The organism is Arthrospira sp. PCC 9901 (assembly GCF_059013425.1).
The window spans coordinates 4,329,185-4,346,173 of sequence record NZ_CP102296.1 but is presented as its reverse complement, the minus strand read 5'-3'; the positions used below and the strand labels follow the sequence as shown (position 1 = coordinate 4,346,173).

Below are 16,989 nucleotides of genomic sequence, written 5' to 3'. Positions count from 1 at the left end.
AATTATTCATTGATGAAAATACGATTAGTGATTTGTGTGGTTGATTAACCATAGCGGGAGCTGGCTACCGCTCAAATCTGAAACTATGATCCAACTCATAGTATGCTGGCACATTTAACCAACTAGACCCTGACTACCACTTATTATACATAAAAAATGATAGCTTATTAAAAAATTCTAAAACTTTAATACTTCGAGGATATTTTCTGCGGATTTTTCAGCCGCAATCAATCCGATATTGGCTGAAATTACAGGTAAAATTTCCAGGTAAAAATCACCGATATATCTGACCATAATATCGGCTGCTAGATGGTCCTAATTAGGAGTTATGGGGAGATATTGAGCAGATCTAATTAATTCATAATTGCTGCTGGTGGATGAGTAGGATATTTATTAAGATGCCAATTTTGATATTTGGGTGTATCTATCAAAGCTGGGTTAATGCCAAACCAACGACCAGAGCGATCGCGATATTCAAAGACAAACATACTCCGCAAGAGGGTTTGACATTCATCTTCCCCGCGCACGCTTTGATTTTCGACTACTTGCAAAAGTAAATCCCACTCGTCATCGGTAATAGCTCCTAATAGGTCATCGCGATATTCCCGAATTACCGTCTCTAAACAATCAGCCGAAAAAGGTGGATCATCCTGTTGTAGACAACTGTACATTAACATTAGTAATCGTCTCATGTGACCACCACTAACCCGACAGAGGCGATCGAGAACTTGGGGGGTCTCAAACAATTCGGGAATATAAGAAATCCGTTCTTCGGGTGGTAAATTCGGGAAAGCACGCGCTAAAACCATCTGTTGCAATAAAGCCATACCTTGGGGATTATCTGAACCATCTCGATTGCATACTGGAACCATCGGCAAGACTTTTGGTTTCACCCCAAATCGACTGGAAAGCCGACCATAATCATTAGAAAACATTAAAGTTAAAGGAATTGTATAGACCACATGACAATGTAGCCGTCTGAGTTGCTCACCCCGATCAACAAATAAATATTCTGGCTGAGTACGTCCCCAGGATTTGGGGGAATTATCTACCCGATCTAAATTATCAACAATCACTACTAACCCGTTTTTGCCTCTCTTTTTGAGAGTCTCGTTAGAAGGTTTAAGTAGTTCCTCATTAATCGCCTCTAAAATAGTGCTAACCCTCGGTTCAAGGTATTGTCGCAGTTGAGATCTCAGTTTAGGGGAATCTTTGGTGCGAGCGGTAATTCTGGCAATACCAACGGAAATTTCCGCCTCACCAGATAATTCAATGGGGGTTTGCAAAAAATCACCAATCTCCGTAAACAGGCGGCCGAAGTATCCGGGTTTTAACTGCACTGCGGCGGTTTGAATGCTTTCGCTCACTTGACGGGCGATCGCCAGTACAATATCACTGATGTCAACATCAGCCATATCCAGGTCTTGGGATGACTCAAAGTAAACTACATGGTATCCTTGTTGGTCCAGACTATCTTTGAGTCTAAACAGTTCTGTGGATTTTCCGCAGCCAATGTGTCCAGAAAATAACTGACAGGTGGGTTCATCACCCGAAAGCAATGTGATAGTGCGGCTTAACTCACGAACAATATTGCTGCCACGAACTGACGAAAAATCGATATAATACTGCTGATCTTCCAGATTCGCCATATCAATGGTTTTGCTGGGATTGCAGGCTTTGTAAAATTGGTTTAGGTTAAGTTCAACCATAATTGACTCAGTTATGTTACGATGCCTCATTTTGAGTGTAGGATGATGCTGATACGCTAGGGATGTGGTTTGTCCCCCCACTGGGGGAATAGCAGTCAAGGGGGATAGTCTTTTAGATAAGGGAATTAGAAGGGACAAAAATTAGGAATGGCCAATATTGTGTTTACTTCTCGCAATCGATTAGGGACTCGCCGACGACAACTTCGCCGTCAGCGACGTTTAAAATTGGTTCGGGTGATTTGGCAGGTTCTGGCGGTCGGAGGTATTTCTGGGGGGGTATTTTGGGGAATTAGTCAGCCGATTTGGTTAATTAAAGAAGCTGAACAGGTCGAGATTAAGGGTAATCAGTTACTTTCTCAGCACAATATTCGCTCACACCTGCCTTTGTCCTATCCTCAATCAGTATGGCAAATTCAACCTTCCGCTATTCAACAAGCCTTGATCGATAATGCTCCCATATCGGAAGCGATCGTGATTAGGCAGGTATTTCCTCCCCGCCTTACTATAGAAGTGACTGAACGAGAACCTGTGGCGATCGCTCAACCTCCCATAGGAAGCACTACCCCAGGAACTGAGGCGATCGTTGGCTGGTTGGATGCTGAAGGTAGTTGGATGCCATTATCAAGTTATACTGAGCTAGAACAAACAGGTCAACTGCCAAATCTGAGAGTAATCGGTAACGTTGAGATGTATCGACCCCATTGGCAGCAGATGTATAGTGATCTGAGTCGCTCCCCGGTTGACATCCATGAAATTGACTGGCAGAATCCAGCTAATATTATTTTAATGACTGAGATCGGCGAGGTGCATATTGGCTCATACAGTACACACTTTTGGGAACAATTGCAGGTTATCGATCGCATGAGAAAATTGCCGGAACAAGTTGATGTGAGTCAAGTGGACTATATTGATCTCAGAAATCCCAACTCTCCCTTGGTGTTAATGATCTCAGATCAGTCATCACTATCAGAAGCCTCCTTCTCTAAGTGAACCCTTGACTACATCCCTGTATAGTTTAAATCATTATTAAACTAACCAGGACCGGGGAGAGATTCCTAGGGTCAGTATTCAGAGCCGGGAACAGCTTAACTGGAACCAAAAGGAAAGACTTGACCATCTAGGTGTCACTAACTATCTAAGTCCTACTGTCCTGATAACTGCTATATTAGCGTTTTGGGTTGTTAGCTCAACTTAAACAAACTTAGTTGACTTGGACTTGTTTAAATATTAAAACTGATTCATCTACCCCAAATACTTAAAATGATGCTTGAGAAGAGCAATCTGGGATCTACCCCAAATAACAACCAACCTGAAGGAAAAGCCAGCCTGTGGACGGCAGCAGAATCGGCTAACCCCTTTCGCCAAAATAATGAAGGATTAAATAATCATAATAATGATGGTAACGCCGTCCCTAATGAACAGTCCTGGAGTAGTGATATTGTGCCTAGCAACGCTGCCAAAATTAAAGTTATTGGTGTAGGGGGAAGTGGCGGAAATGCCATTAACCGGATGATTGATAGCGAGGTCTCCGGTGTCGAGTTTTGGGCCGTCAATACCGATGCCCAAGCCCTTACTCAGTCTAAAGCATCTAAACGCCTTCAGGTTGGTCAAAAACTGACCAGAGGTTTGGGAGCTGGCGGAAATCCGGCGATCGGTCAAAAAGCCGCTGAAGAGTCCCGGGATGAAATCGCCCAAGCCTTAGACGGTGCCGATTTGGTCTTTATTACCGCTGGTCTAGGTGGCGGCACCGGTACTGGTGGCGCTCCCATTGTCGCCGAAATCGCCAAAGAAGTTGGAGCCTTAACTATTGGCGTAGTTACCCGTCCTTTCACCTTTGAGGGACGGCGACGCATTTCCCAGGCTGACGAGGGAATTGCCGCCCTTCAAACTCGCGTTGATACCCTCATTGTGATTCCTAACAATAAGCTCCTGTCCGTCATTAATGAGCAAACCCCTGTACAGGAAGCCTTCCGCTATGCTGATGATGTATTGCGCCAGGGGGTTCAGGGTATTTCTGATATTATTACCATTCCCGGATTGGTGAATGTGGACTTTGCTGATGTCCGTGCCGTCATGGCTGATGCCGGTTCCGCTTTATTGGGTATTGGTATTGGTTCTGGTAAGTCACGCGCGCGGGAAGCTGCCTTAACTGCTATTTCTTCGCCTTTATTAGAATCCTCCATTGAGGGTGCGCGGGGAGTTGTATTTAATATTACTGGAGGCACAGACCTGACCTTGCATGAGGTCAATGCTGCCGCCGAGACCATTTATGAAGTCGTCGATCCTAATGCTAATATTATTTTTGGGGCCGTCATTGATGAACGGATGCAGGGTGAAGTCAAAATTACCGTCATTGCTACCGGGTTCACCGGTGAATCTAAATCTACTGTTCCCCAATCCGGCAGAGAGGTTCCTTTGTCTCGACCCATAACTTCTATTCCTCAGCAGCGCACTATACCGACTCCTGCTCCTGAGCCACAACCTCAGCCCCAGGAACTTGATATTCCCGATTTTCTCCGTCGTCGCCGTCCGCCTCCTGGTCGGTAGAGCATCAAAAATTCCTAAATTCCTATCCCCCCTTAACCCATCTGATTACCGGGTAGAGGGGTTATTTATGGGAATTGGGCGCTGAGGGTCATAGCGTGTTAAGCAATAATTAAACTATTCGCCACTTTCCGGATCTGAGGTTAGCCTATAGGTATCAGAAGGGCAATTTCTAGTTGCCATTAAATTATGTCTAGCACTTATAAAAACGGACACGCTTTAGTAATTGGGGTTGGTCAAGATTTACCCAACACCGTTAATGACGCAAAAGGTTTAGCTGCCATTCTCACCGACCCGTCCAGATGCGCCTATCCACCCGAACAGGTGACATTATTAGTTAATGAAAAAGCCGATCGCTCTCAGGTATTAGAAGCCCTAGATCAACTCGCTAAAACCACCAATTCCGAGTCAACTGTAGTTATCTATTTTTCCGGTCATGGCTATCAAGTCGCCTCACCTACCGGGGAGTTTTATTATTTCATGCCCTATGGCTACAACATTAATAAACTCTATCAAACTGCTATTAGTGGTCAGGAATTTTCCGAAAAACTTAAAGCTATTACCTCCCAAAAACTGTTAATTTTATTGGACTGTTGCCATGCGGGAGGCGTGGGAGAAGCCAAAGCACCAGGACTAGAAATGGCTGCCTCTCCTTTACCGCCTGAAGCCATCAAGTTATTACAAGAAGGTCGAGGAAAAGCCTTGATTGCCTCCTGTAAGGAAGATGAACTCTCATATCTTTATAAACACAAACATAATAGCGAATTTACCATGGCTTTAATGGAAGCCTTTTGTGGTTCTGGGGTCGCTAAAAAAGATGGTTCGGTGAGGGTCGCCGATTTAGCCTTACATACTCGCCAGGTCATCCCCACCCGCACCCAAGACCGACAACACCCGGTTTTACACTATGAAAATGCTGATAATTTTGTGGTGGCTTATTATGCGGGGGGAAGCATAGAACCCAAAGGGTTGCCATTTCCGCAAGCGACAGAAGAACCGGAAACCGAAACGGCGGCTAAGTCTCAACCTTCCGTGGTGTTTGACCAAAAAGACCAAACCGTTGACAATCAAACTAATATTGCTGGAAATGTGGGAGAAATTGGGAAACAGGAAACCCATATTTCTGGGGGGTTTAATCAACCGGGTTGGAAGGTTGGCGGTGATGTGATTCAATCACAGCGAGATGTGGTTATCGGTGCGAAACAACGGAAAACCAATGACTCCGAAGATGAATAGTAAAACCGAGTAATTTGCAGGTAAATAATCATGGTAAAATCACCATCAGAACTGAATCAGAATCCCCTTGAAGATGAAACTAATATTACTGGGGGGTTTAATCAACGTACCTGGGAGGTTAATGGTAATGTGATTCAAGGGAGTTCGGTAACTGTTTATTTATCTGCTTCTGCTTATACGATACCCACGGAGAAGGAAACTAAGCGGACTCAATTGGGGGAGAATCCTTATCGGGGATTAGATGTATTTAGAGAAGAAGATTCTATGTACTTTTTTGGGAGAGAAAAGCAAATTGAGCGACTGTGGGAAAAATTCCGCGATTTGAATGAAGATGAATCGGCTTGTCGATTTTTGCCGATTTATGGAACTTCTGGTTCGGGGAAATCATCATTGACGCGATCGGGTTTAATTCCAGAATTGGATAAAAAACCTTTATTCGGTTATCAAAAAGCTCAAATTGCGGTATTATTTCCGACTACTCATCCCCTGGAGTCCTTGGCGACGGTTTTGGCGCGAATTGTGACCAATGACCCTTCACCAGTGGAAAAAACCGCAGAATTTGAACGGGTGTTAAAAAACCGCAGCGATAGGGGAGAGTATGAGGGTTTACGACGCATTGCTAATCAAATCCCAAATATTCATGAGTCGCTTCTGGTGGTGGTAGTGGATCAATTTGAGGAAGTTTTTACTCTCTGTAAAGACGATGAAGAAAGGAAGGCTTTTATTGAGAATTTACTCTGTGCGGCGAAGGATGCAGATAGACATACTTCGGTTATGGTGACTATGCGGAGTGATTTTTTGCGGGAAACTCAACAATATCCGGGGTTAGATGGGTTATTTTCTAGTAATGGCTTTTTGGTGCCGAGTATGCAGCGAGAAGAGTTAGAAATGGCGATCGCCAAACCCGCAGAACTCGCCGGACATAGCCTGGAACCTGCCATTATTCAACTATTAATTGAACAAACCCAGGGAAGGGAAGGCGCTCTCCCCCTGCTTCAGTTTGCATTACAACGCATTTGGGAGGGGTTAGAAGATGGTATAGACCCCGCAGAAACCTTAGAAAAAATTGGGGGTGTCGGGGGTGCTTTAGCGGGGGAAGTAGAACGTTTATATGAGTCCCTAAGTCCAGAAGACCAAATATTAGCGCGTCGCATTTTTCTAGCTTTAGTCAACCCAGACGAGTCCGACAAAACCACCCGTCGCCGCGCTCCGGTCTCCGAATTAATTAGCAATAAACAGGAAGAACCCGCCATCAAATCAATTATTAGGCGTTTTTCCGCCAGAGGTGTCCGTTTCCTGTCTACTTCCCAAGACCCCCAGCAAGGTGAAACTCTGGAAGTCACCCACGAAGCGTTAATTCACAATTGGGATAAGCTACAAGGTTGGTTAAGTGAACGTCGGGAACAATTGCATCAAAAGCAGAAATTTGAGCGATATGCAGAGGAGTGGCGTTCTCAAAATAAATCCCCAGATTATTTGTTACAAAGTCGCATTCTTAGGGATGCTCAGGAGTTTAATAAAACGGCGGCTCAGGAAGTGGCATTATCTGAGTTAGCTACGGAATTTATTAAGGCGAGTCAGCGACAAAAATATCTGAGGATATCACTGCTATTTGTGTTTCCGTCCATAGCAGTTTTGTTTATCATTCATTTGTCTTTGGTCTATTTGACAGAAAGACTTTTAGCTGAGGAAAATTGTCAGCCTACTACCATATTAAAACATTTATTATGGTATCGGCTCAAAACTGGTGACAATAATTTGGAGAGAATTCATCTCTGTGGTAAGGCTCTCAATGGGATTAATTTTGAAAGAGCAGAACTTTCACAAGCTAACTTTCGAGATGCTAGGCTAAATCGTGCTAATTTGCGTGGAGCAATTTTAATAGATACTGATTTTCAGGGAGCAAGACTTTACTACGCAGACTTATATAGTGCTGTTCTTGTTTTTGCTGACCTAAGAAATGCTCGTTTACAGGATGCGGATTTACGGAATGCCCATTTACAGGATGCGGATTTACAAGATGCGGATTTACAAGATGCGGATTTACGAGGAGTAGACTTAACACAAACTAAAGGTCTTAGCCAACATCAAATCGAGTCAGCTATCCTTTGTGACACAAAACTACCTGATTATTTGTTGTCAGCAGAATCCAAAAATCTGGAAAATAGAGATTGTCACAGATTCAATTAACAAACTTTTTATCGAGGGGGAATAGGTTCAACCAGGTATATTAGAGGATTCTCTTGAACGATTGTTATTCTAATTTTTCCGCCATTTTGAGGTGCATATTCACCACCACCCATGCCTCCCTGAAAATCGTAACTTTCTATCTCGATATCTTGAGATGATTGTGTGGTGTGAAACTCTCCTAATGCTTCGGCTGCTAAGGCGGCTACTTTCTCGTCTGCTTCTTCTATAGCCTTAATTAAAATGCGTGTGGCTAACTTTTGATATTTCTGAATCCTGAGCAGGCTTTTGGCGGCGGAAACGTGCTTTTTCTGAATGAGTTGGGGTTCAACACTGGCTAGGTTGTTGATATATGATGATTTGATTTGCTCAATAATCTCTTGATTTCTCAAGTTAAAACCAGCTTGTGCTAGGGTGGTTTTGGCGGATTTTAGGATATCATTGACAAGGGATTCCTTAACTGTTTCTGGGTCGTCCCAACTTTTCTCTAGTTGCTGTAAACAAGCTACCAAAGCTAGTATGCCTTCGGTCTTGGGAGAGCGATCGCTAAAATGTCGCAGGGAGATATTTAGTTCAACGGCTTCGATTTCTTCGGCTTCGATTTTGCCCTTTAAAATATTGTCGAAATCATTTAAAATTTCATCGAATTTATTGTTGAGTTTGGGATAATTGTTAGACATGGTGACTTGACTCCTAGTTGCTGAAATTGTCGGTAAAGTTGATTGAGGTGTTTCCGGTTCTATGCTGTGACTGTGCCAAGTATTTGATAAGCCATGATCTGAGGCTGCATCAGGTACATAACTGGCTGCTGATGGACTGTCACAATCACAATTGATAGGGGCTGATAAAGCCGGATTAAAAGTATCATCAGCCTGGGAATAATCGATGATTTGAGAGTGGGATGCTTCCTGATTATTTACCTGTCTGAGGGTAGCAATGGCGTTCCCAGCATCAACTAAGCCGTAACCCGTGGCTAGGTCGCGACCCGGACCGGCTGTTGGTCGGCTGAAATAGTAATTAGAAAAACCCTTGACTACATCGATCGCACTTTTCTCTAAAATTCTCTTAGCACGCACCGGAGATAAACCCGGATCCAACTGTTTTAATAGCGCACAAACCCCCGCCACTTGGGGCGCAGCCGCCGATGTACCACTAAAAGCCGCCCAGCCATCATTGGCTTCGGTGCCATCCTCAACAGCACAGGCGATGTCAGTTAAACACCCAGGCGGCACAGGTAGCATAATATAGGCGGCGTGGGGGCGCTGTCCTACCAACCCGCAGACATCGGGAACCTGTCGCCCTGGATAAACCGGACTGTAGAAAGCACTGGAATAGTTACTCGCTTCTAACTCTCCCTTTGTGGGTCCGTCAAGATGCTTATAAACTCCCCCAGCAGCGATCGCATTGGGATGTTGACCAGGAAAAGACCAATGACCATTTCCCGCCGAAAAAATGACAATTATTCCCCGCCGCACCGCATCCGCTACTAAGGTGGCTAAGACCTTATTATAAGGTGAAAGTTCCGAACTTCTCTGATCTGAACCCCAGCTACAGGAGATAATATCAGGTCGCTGGGCGATCGCCGTTCTAAAAGCAGCAATAGAATTAACATTGCGGGATTTACCACGGATCGCCACATCAGCTTTAACCATGATAAAATCAACTCCCGGAGCCACTGCAAATAAATTAGCAGATTCTCCAGTTCCGTGACCGTTTGTATCAATATGTTTATCCGTCGAACCGGGGGCGAGAATCACCTGACCCTGATAGTTATGGTGAGTAAAAAAGGGGTGATTATACCACCCAGAATCCACCATTACTACTTTCACACCCCGACCGTCAATTCCCCCATCATGAGCCTGTTTTGCATTTAGACCCTTGGCTAAACAATCGGGTACAGATAAATATTGCGAGACTGCTGGCGGCGGCAAAGCAGAAGGAACACTTAACCCCAAATAAGAAATCGGCTCATTAATGGCTACCCCTACCAGTTCTGTATTCCAACTGCTCTGAGAAATATCAATTTCCCCAGAGGGTTTATCATCAACCGAATCAATAAAATGAGCCGTGCTAGGCTGACCAAACTCTTTAATTACCTGATATTCAACATTAGTGAGAGTCGTCTGGAAAGACTGCTCATAAAGGTCAGGAGAGCCGGAAATACTAATAGAACCGCGACCTTTGGATAGGACATTAAATCCAGTATTTTGGAGGCGTTCTGCTGTATGATTTATCAGCCGTGGATCAGCGTCAAACAGGGTGACATTTTCACTGGTAACTAACGTTTGTGTTGACAGCAGAGACTCTCCCGATAGCGATCGCACTACAGCTTCAGCATAGACCAAATCTGGGAGTTCCTGCCTAACTTGCCCATCCATATTTTTTTTTGCGGGCTAAAATTACTACCAAACACTCCCATTATCCCACATTTAATCAGCCATCAGGAATCATTTTACAAAACTTTACATTAACTCTCGAATCTGATCCAATAGTTCAGTCATGGAAATCCGACCCGATAGAAATTTGAGGGTGAGATGTTGAGTTAAACCCTGTAAGTCTGTGGGGATATGTTGAATGGGGGAACTGTTAGGTTTGGTGTCAGGAGAAGTTTTAAATAAACCAGAATTGTCTAAAACCAGAATCGGCGGAATTGTTAAATCATCATGCTGAGAATTACCCAGGTTAACTAAAGCCTCTAAAGCGTTTCGGAGAATGGGGGAAGTTTGATGGCGGACACACAACAGTAATAAATCGACACTTTGACACTGTAATTGTTGCAGTATTTCTTCCCAGGTTCTCCCCAGAGTTCCCCGAAATCCTGCTGTTTGTAAATACTGAATCAAGGCTTGCTCAATTTTGCTGGTCGGGTCAGCCGGGGTCTGAAAATTCGCCGTTTGATTACTTCCCTGAGAATCTAGGTTTACCAAGTCTGGTAATGTCAACAAATCAACTACCAAAATATGAGATTTCCAACTCATCCCCGCCGCCACTTGAATCACCTGTAAAATACCTGGGTCAGTTTGTCGCCTCCTAGACCCCATATAAGTCTGGCTAATTTGAGGCAATAGACAGGGGAAAACCGATAATCCTTCAATGCTATTAGCTGCTTCAGTTGTGGCTGTATCTAGGGTGACTATGGGCAGATTAGCGAGATGTTTTTCATCTCTCAACTCCAGCAAAAATGCCATGGGATCATCAAGATGATTAATAGACTCTAAAACCATAACATTAGGATGCCAAATTCGCGCCAGTAGTTCCGCCTGACCCAAATCATCAGCCTCCAAAATCCGACAATGGGAAGTTTGAGAAGTTTCGTTAATGGGTGATGGGAAGTTTTTATCGGGTAAATTACCTGCTAAACCCTGGTGTAATTCATGGTCAACTGGATTTAACCACAGGACTGTTAATGTCTTAATTGGGGCGGTCGATGGGGTTTTTTCTAGTTGATTAATGACTAACTGTAAATCAGATTTCTGCACAGGTAAACTCAGAAAACCATCAGAAGAACCTTTGATGGCACGCTTTTTGTCTCCTAAAGTGGCTGTAATAAATACAGGAATTTCGCTGGTATCTACATCAGTTTTTAGTAAGGTTAGGACATCCCAACCTGATAAAAGTGGCAGTAAAGGATTGAGAAAAATCATCCGAGGTTGCAACCTTCGGGCTTTTTCTAAAGCCTCGGTTCCCGTCCTGGCGACGATGGCTCGATAACCTAATTTGGAGAGTTTATCACTCAAATCATGAATATATTTAGGGGCGGCTTCGACAATCAAAATTAACCGAGATTGTCCCTGGGTAGTGGGACGAGATAAATTAGTTTTAGGGGATTGAGAGTATGGAGAAATATCGGTTTTTTCCCAGTCTAATTTATCTGATTTCCAGCCGTTGGCGGGAGGAACCGGAGGCAAAAGTAAGGTAAACTCAGTGCCTTGTCCCTGTTTGGAAATAAAGCTAATATCTCCACCATGAAGCCGGGCTAATCTTTGACAGAGAACTAATCCTAAACCTGTGCCTTCAAATTGACGAGTTAGGGGACTTTCAAGCTGTTGGAACTTTTCAAAAATCAGATGTTGTTTTTGTTCGGGAATGCCAATACCTGTATCCCAAACTGTAAACACAACCCAATCTTCCCAACGGTTAACCCGTAAACCCATGGAACCACCATCAGGAGTAAATTTAAAGGCATTGGAAATCAGGTTAACTAGCATCTGGCGTAGACGCAATTCGTCGGCTTCAATAGTTTCTAATTCCGGTTCAATTTCTAGGCTGAATTTTCGGCTGCCTAAGCTAGATTGACTATCCTTAATATCACCCTGCTGGTGCAGTTGTAGGACGGATTCTAAAGCCCGATCGCAGACAGTTTTAATGTTCACACCTTCGGGAGTTAGTTCTAACTGTCCGGTCTCAATGCGGGTTAAATCTAAGATATCATTAACGACCATCATCAGATGTCGTCCGCTTTGGTGGATCAGTTTGGCGTATTTAGCTTGGCGATCGCTTAATTCCCCCAAGGCTTTATCTTTCAGCAAACTAGACAACCCCAAAACTGCTGTTAAGGGAGTTTTCAGTTCATGGCTAATACAGGCTAAAAACTCATCTTTGAGTCGATTTAGTTGGATTAAATCCGCATTTTTAGCGGTCAACTCTTGGGCGACTCGATATTGTTCTGTGATATCCTGAGCAATAATTAACCACCATTTATCAAAGCATTCTGTTAAACTTGGCTGTACCAAAGTCCGGCGGGTAAATTGCCACACTCGCTGCTGTTTGGATTGTGGACAAATACAGATATATGTTTCCGAATTTGAGCTATTATCGCACCACTTAGGCATATCCGAGCTACACTCGTCTAACTGGGTGGTGTTGGGGTTAACGGCTGTAGTTGGGGAGATGGAGGACTCTGGTACCGGGTTCGCCATGGTATAATCGTCCGAGTTGCTGCTGATATCGACATGGGTTGTAGTGGAGGTAGTAACCCATTGATTGACTGTTTCAGCGGCTTGCTGCAAGACTTCTGGTTCATTTCCGACCTGTTGCACCCAAGCCATATTCTGCCCCAAAATTTCCCCGTTTTGGGTTTGAATCATCATGGGTAGTGGCAATTGGTCTAGGAGTTGCAACAGGGAATTGAGAAACGAATCTAACCCGCCTTTCGCCACTGAGTGATATTTCGACAATGGGACGGGTTGATTAACTATATATGGCAGGAGTTTGGCTAAGTCAATCAGCCCTAAAAATTCCTGATTTTGATTAATTATGGCCAGAGGGGACAAACCCTCTGTTTGGTGACTATTACCGGATTGACAATGATGGGGATGCCATCCTAAGTCATAACCAATTTGCTGCAAAGAAGCTAAAAATTCTGGCCAATCTAAATAAGCGGGAATTAGAAGCAAGGGTTTAATTAGGCGATCGCTTAGATCTGCTAGGATGACTTTTGTTAATGGCTGTTTTTTATTTTTGGGGGAAAATAAATAAGTAGTTAAACTACGCAGATACACTACCCCAATCGGATATTGCTGTTGGTTAACAACCACAACGCAATCATGATCGCCTTCTGAGAAAACTAACCACAACGCATCAACGGTGATGTCCTGACCACAAACGGGCACCCGTCTGATTAGCGTGGGAAGAGAGATTTGAGAAGACATGAAAAAACTTGAACCCCAAACTGGTTTGGTCGCAGATACCTATGAGACTTAATTTTCAGAGGAACTGCTCCCATTGATTTATTTTAACCAGGAACAATGACTAACTTAAAATTTAAGTATTTTCTTAATCTTTCCTAGCTGACATCCTCAACCATTGAGTAATCATAAGTACATAGAGAAATTAGAAAATTTTATGACTAGGCGCGGGAGATTTTTCTATGAATCGTGACAGGGGGCTGAAGCGGTTAGTGACTATGGTTGCCTTGATCCCCGGTCGGTGGCTACTGGGTGTAAACCGCCTCGACCGTTGTACTGGGGTGGTATACTGACCTCAGTTCAATCAGCTATAACTTAAATTATGGGACAGGGAGATTATAGTCGTCAACAACCTTATTTCAATGATCCCCGCATAGACAAACCCATTGAGGATATCTATGCTGATTTGGATAGCTGGACTTATGAAATTGACAAAAGCCAACCATCAAGATTTAATACGGTCAGTTTTTATGTAGTGTTACCCCCAGTTTTTTATGAGGGGAGATTTATCAAAGGATTTTATTATAGTGAATCGGTGGATTTGCTGAATCAGGTATTGCCGAATTTATCCCGTTATTTCTTCTCATTGGCTTACTCTATGTGGTGTTCCTATCCTTGGTCAAAAACTGCTGATGCCTATTCCTGTTTGTATAATAACCGCGATCGCGCCCGCTGGTTTTTCCGAAATAATCCCGTTGATAAAGTGTTGATGACTTGCTACAATTCCGACTTTATTAATGAGTATATTATCGCCCCGAAACCCATAGAGAAAAAAGATATTGATTTGCTTTGTGTTTCTCGGATTGCTCCCGAAAAGAATTTGCCGATGATTGCTAGGGGTTTAAAAGTGTATCGGCAAAAATATCAACACCACATTAAACTCTCTTTAATTGCTGGCGATCGCCACTTAGACTTTAATAACTTTGATAATAATGATGAGATTACCCGGAAAATTTTGGCAGAAATCACCTCAATACTAGGGAATCCCTGGGATTATATTAATTTTATCAAGTATGCCAACAATTATCAAGAAATTCCGGCATATTATTCACGGTCAAGGGCTTATATTTTGGGGTCATTATTAGAGGGAAAAAATCGCAGCCTGAGTGAGGCGATGAGTTGCAATATTCCGGTGATTTGTTTTGAGGAGTTTAATCAATACGCCAGGGGAGGCGATCGCCTTTTTCCAGAAGCGGCGGGTTTATGCGCTCAATTTGACCCCGAATCCCTAGCAGATACCATTCATCAAGTCTTAGCAAATCCGAGATTATTTAAACCCCGATTAAGCTATTTAAAGCATCGAGGGAGAAAGAACTTTTTTAATACCTGTCTGACCGCCTTTCCCTATTATGAACAATCCATTCCCGACTACCACCATAACTCACCTTTTCATAGTCTGTGGTTAGATTTAGCCATTCAGGACAACTATCAAATGAGTCTATATGATTTCCTCTATGGACGATCTGAATATTCCCATCTCAGAGGTCTGGTGAATATTTATAAACATCTCAATCAGTGGTTAGGCTGGCTACAGAGTCAAATAAATCGGAAATACCCCGGAATTTTGACCAATAAGCAACCGGGTTGATTTGGTAAAAGGGGCTTGCCAAATTGCTCCGATTGTGATATAATGTGCTGGCTTGACCCAAAAGATATGGTTAGATAAGATGACTAACGAACCATCCCAGGTCTGCCCAATTTGTGGCGTAAAAATTGTGAAAGCACCCGGAGGCGATCGCGTTTTATTCTCAGTAGGAGCCCCCGGAACCAGAGCCAGATTATGGGCGCGGGTGTGTCAGTTTGTGAAAAAACCAGGCTGCATAAATTCCGACCCCGCATTAATTGGTGAAACCAAACCCACAGACCCCTATAAACCCCAATAAATAGCCACTTTTACCAAAAGCAAAATTTGCGTTTTCCATTAGGCAAAATAGTCCGCCAGTTAGTGCGTGCTAAAGCCAACTGTTCATCCCCCACCATACAACCTCTAAGATTAGCACCGCATAAATTAGCACCTCGCAAATTAGCGCGAGTCAAATATGCACCCTGCAAATTAGCACCTCTCAAATCCGCCTTTTCCAGATTAGCGGTACTCATATAGGCATTTTCCAGATTAGCATTTTTGAGGTTAGCCTGAGTCAATCGTGCGCGGCCAAAATTCGCATCTCTCAAGTCAGCATTTTTAAAATTAATATTACTCAGTCGCGCCTGATAGAAATTAGCGCCTCTCCATTTTCCCCCCGACAAATTTAAGCCACTCAATTCACAATCGCCAAAATCTCGGTGTCCCTTACTAAAAGCACTACGGAAATTATTTTCATTCCAATTATGGGAAGTAGAAGTTACGGTTCTCTGAGATAAGCCATCACTATGAATCGCAGTTACGGGAGCTCCCCGAGTAGCACTTAATCCCCCCCGGACAGGTCGTTTATGGGTAGAGATTTCAGTCATTTCCTGTCGTTTTTTGCGTTCTCGGCGTTCCCGAATCAATTTCGCTTCCCTTTGGGGAGCAGTCATCATGATGGAGGTTTGATCATCCTTATAAATAGTTGGTTCTTCGGGTGGTTCTGGTAGTGGTTCTGGTAGCAGTTCTGTTGATATAGGCTGAACGGACATATTACCAGATAAATCATCTTCTACATCATTCTGATGATCAAGAGCATATAAAACATCTTGGGCGGACTGATAACGCTGATAAACGGACACCGCCAACATTCTTTCTAAGACGACAGCAAAAGCATCACTGACGTGGGTATGTTCTCGCCAGTGAACTTCCCCGGTGGTGGGGTTATGTTCCAAAGCACTGGGAGATTTCCCGGTCAGTAAATAAATACAAGTCATTCCCACCGCATAAATATCACTAGCATAAACAGGTCGTAAAGACATCTGTTCCATGGGAGCAAATCCGGAAGTTCCAATGGCAAAATTAGTAAAAGCGGTTTCTCCAGTTCCCATCATGGTGGCTTGATTTACTTTATCCTTAACCGCGCCAAAATCAATGAGAACTAAACGATTATCCTGACGGCGACGAATGATATTAGCGGGTTTAATATCCCGGTGAATGACCTCTTGAGAATGGATATAATCGAGTAGTGGTAAAATATCCCGCAGAAACTCCTGAGTTTGTGCTTCGGTTAATGGTCCATTGGCTTTAACTTCTTGTTTGAGGGTCAAACCATCAACAAATTCTTGGACTAAATAAAACTGTTTTTTCCCGACAAAGTAATCTAAAAGACGGGGAATTTGGGGATGATCGCCAATTTTCCCCAGAGTTTTCGCCTCCCGCTGAAAAAGCTGTTGTGCCATTTCCAGGACTTTTTTAGAAGTGGCAGAAGGTCGCAATTGCTTAACTACACAAGCAGGATAGCCGGGAAGGGATAAATCCCGCGCTAGAAATGTGGCCCCAAAACCCCCCTTACCAATGGGTTTAACGACTAGGTAGCGATTTCGTAGCCGTAGCCGGGAACCACAAGCCTGACACTTGACAGCCTCGTTAGGGTTTTCGGGATTAGGACAACTGGGATTGGTACAGTAACTCATGGCGGTTGGAGATAACTCAATTTAAGATTAACGTCAGACCGCGAATTCGTGTAAGTAGCTATGTATATAGCAAGGCACAGGGAACT

At 43.6% G+C, this 16,989-nt stretch carries 10 protein-coding genes; 6 read left to right on the top strand and 4 right to left on the bottom strand.

The genetic code is table 11. The annotated features are described in order from the left end of the window. Positions 1–353: 353 nt before the first annotated feature. On the bottom strand, positions 354–1,709 hold the full coding sequence (locus tag NLZ44_RS19290) for an ATP-binding protein (protein ID WP_493750828.1): 1,356 nt from the start codon (positions 1,707–1,709) through the stop codon (positions 354–356). Between the two features lie 147 nt (positions 1,710–1,856). Between NLZ44_RS19290 and NLZ44_RS19285 the strand changes: the two genes are divergently transcribed. The 4 genes from NLZ44_RS19285 to NLZ44_RS19270 all read left to right on the top strand — a co-directional run bounded on the left by NLZ44_RS19285 (position 1,857) and on the right by NLZ44_RS19270 (position 7,679). Continuing rightward, positions 1,857–2,699 carry a cell division protein FtsQ/DivIB gene (locus NLZ44_RS19285; protein WP_493750827.1) on the top strand — a complete coding sequence of 281 codons (843 nt, stop codon included), beginning with the start codon at positions 1,857–1,859 and terminating at the stop codon, positions 2,697–2,699. Between the two features lie 270 nt (positions 2,700–2,969). Beyond that, entirely contained in the window at positions 2,970–4,256 is a 1,287-nt protein-coding gene (gene ftsZ, locus NLZ44_RS19280; protein ID WP_190593610.1) for a cell division protein FtsZ, read from the top strand. A gap of 186 nt (positions 4,257–4,442) precedes the next feature. Then, positions 4,443–5,489 (top strand): caspase family protein, encoded by a 1,047-nt coding sequence (locus NLZ44_RS19275; RefSeq protein WP_493750826.1) that lies wholly within the window; start codon positions 4,443–4,445, stop codon positions 5,487–5,489. A 30-nt stretch (positions 5,490–5,519) separates the two neighbouring features. Continuing rightward, a complete protein-coding gene (locus NLZ44_RS19270) occupies positions 5,520–7,679 on the top strand; it encodes an nSTAND1 domain-containing NTPase (RefSeq protein ID WP_493750825.1) in 2,160 nt (719 codons plus the stop codon). 8 nt (positions 7,680–7,687) lie between these two features. Here the strand turns inward: NLZ44_RS19270 and NLZ44_RS19265 are convergent, their stop codons facing one another. Further along, entirely contained in the window at positions 7,688–10,054 is a 2,367-nt protein-coding gene (locus NLZ44_RS19265; RefSeq protein ID WP_493750824.1) for a S8 family serine peptidase, read from the bottom strand. An 84-nt stretch (positions 10,055–10,138) separates the two neighbouring features. Then, positions 10,139–13,327 carry an ATP-binding response regulator gene (locus tag NLZ44_RS19260; protein ID WP_493750823.1) on the bottom strand — a complete coding sequence of 1,063 codons (3,189 nt, stop codon included), beginning with the start codon at positions 13,325–13,327 and terminating at the stop codon, positions 10,139–10,141. A 358-nt stretch (positions 13,328–13,685) separates the two neighbouring features. On the opposite strand from NLZ44_RS19260, the gene NLZ44_RS19255 reads away from it, so the two are divergent. After that, positions 13,686–14,951, top strand: a complete 1,266-nt coding sequence (locus tag NLZ44_RS19255; RefSeq protein WP_493750822.1) for a glycosyltransferase — start codon at positions 13,686–13,688, stop codon at positions 14,949–14,951. Positions 14,952–15,030: 79 nt separating this feature from the next. Further along, positions 15,031–15,246, top strand: coding sequence for an NblD family protein (gene nblD / locus NLZ44_RS19250; protein ID WP_493750821.1), 216 nt, complete (start codon positions 15,031–15,033; stop codon positions 15,244–15,246). 10 nt (positions 15,247–15,256) lie between these two features. On the opposite strand, the gene NLZ44_RS19245 is transcribed toward nblD, so the two are convergent. Beyond that, positions 15,257–16,903, bottom strand: a complete 1,647-nt coding sequence (locus NLZ44_RS19245) for a serine/threonine-protein kinase (protein WP_493750820.1) — start codon at positions 16,901–16,903, stop codon at positions 15,257–15,259. Positions 16,904–16,989 lie beyond the last annotated feature (86 nt).

Coding starts and splice junctions, on each gene's coding strand:
- NLZ44_RS19275 (WP_493750826.1), top strand. CDS start 4,443: ATGTCTAGCACTTATAAAAACGGACACGCTTTAGTAATTGGGGTTGGT.
- NLZ44_RS19270 (WP_493750825.1), top strand. CDS start 5,520: ATGGTAAAATCACCATCAGAACTGAATCAGAATCCCCTTGAAGATGAA.
- NLZ44_RS19285 (WP_493750827.1), top strand. CDS start 1,857: ATGGCCAATATTGTGTTTACTTCTCGCAATCGATTAGGGACTCGCCGA.
- nblD (WP_493750821.1), top strand. CDS start 15,031: ATGACTAACGAACCATCCCAGGTCTGCCCAATTTGTGGCGTAAAAATT.
- NLZ44_RS19265 (WP_493750824.1), bottom strand. CDS start 10,054: ATGGATGGGCAAGTTAGGCAGGAACTCCCAGATTTGGTCTATGCTGAA.
- NLZ44_RS19245 (WP_493750820.1), bottom strand. CDS start 16,903: ATGAGTTACTGTACCAATCCCAGTTGTCCTAATCCCGAAAACCCTAAC.
- NLZ44_RS19290 (WP_493750828.1), bottom strand. CDS start 1,709: ATGGTTGAACTTAACCTAAACCAATTTTACAAAGCCTGCAATCCCAGC.
- ftsZ (WP_190593610.1), top strand. CDS start 2,970: ATGATGCTTGAGAAGAGCAATCTGGGATCTACCCCAAATAACAACCAA.
- NLZ44_RS19260 (WP_493750823.1), bottom strand. CDS start 13,327: ATGTCTTCTCAAATCTCTCTTCCCACGCTAATCAGACGGGTGCCCGTT.
- NLZ44_RS19255 (WP_493750822.1), top strand. CDS start 13,686: ATGGGACAGGGAGATTATAGTCGTCAACAACCTTATTTCAATGATCCC.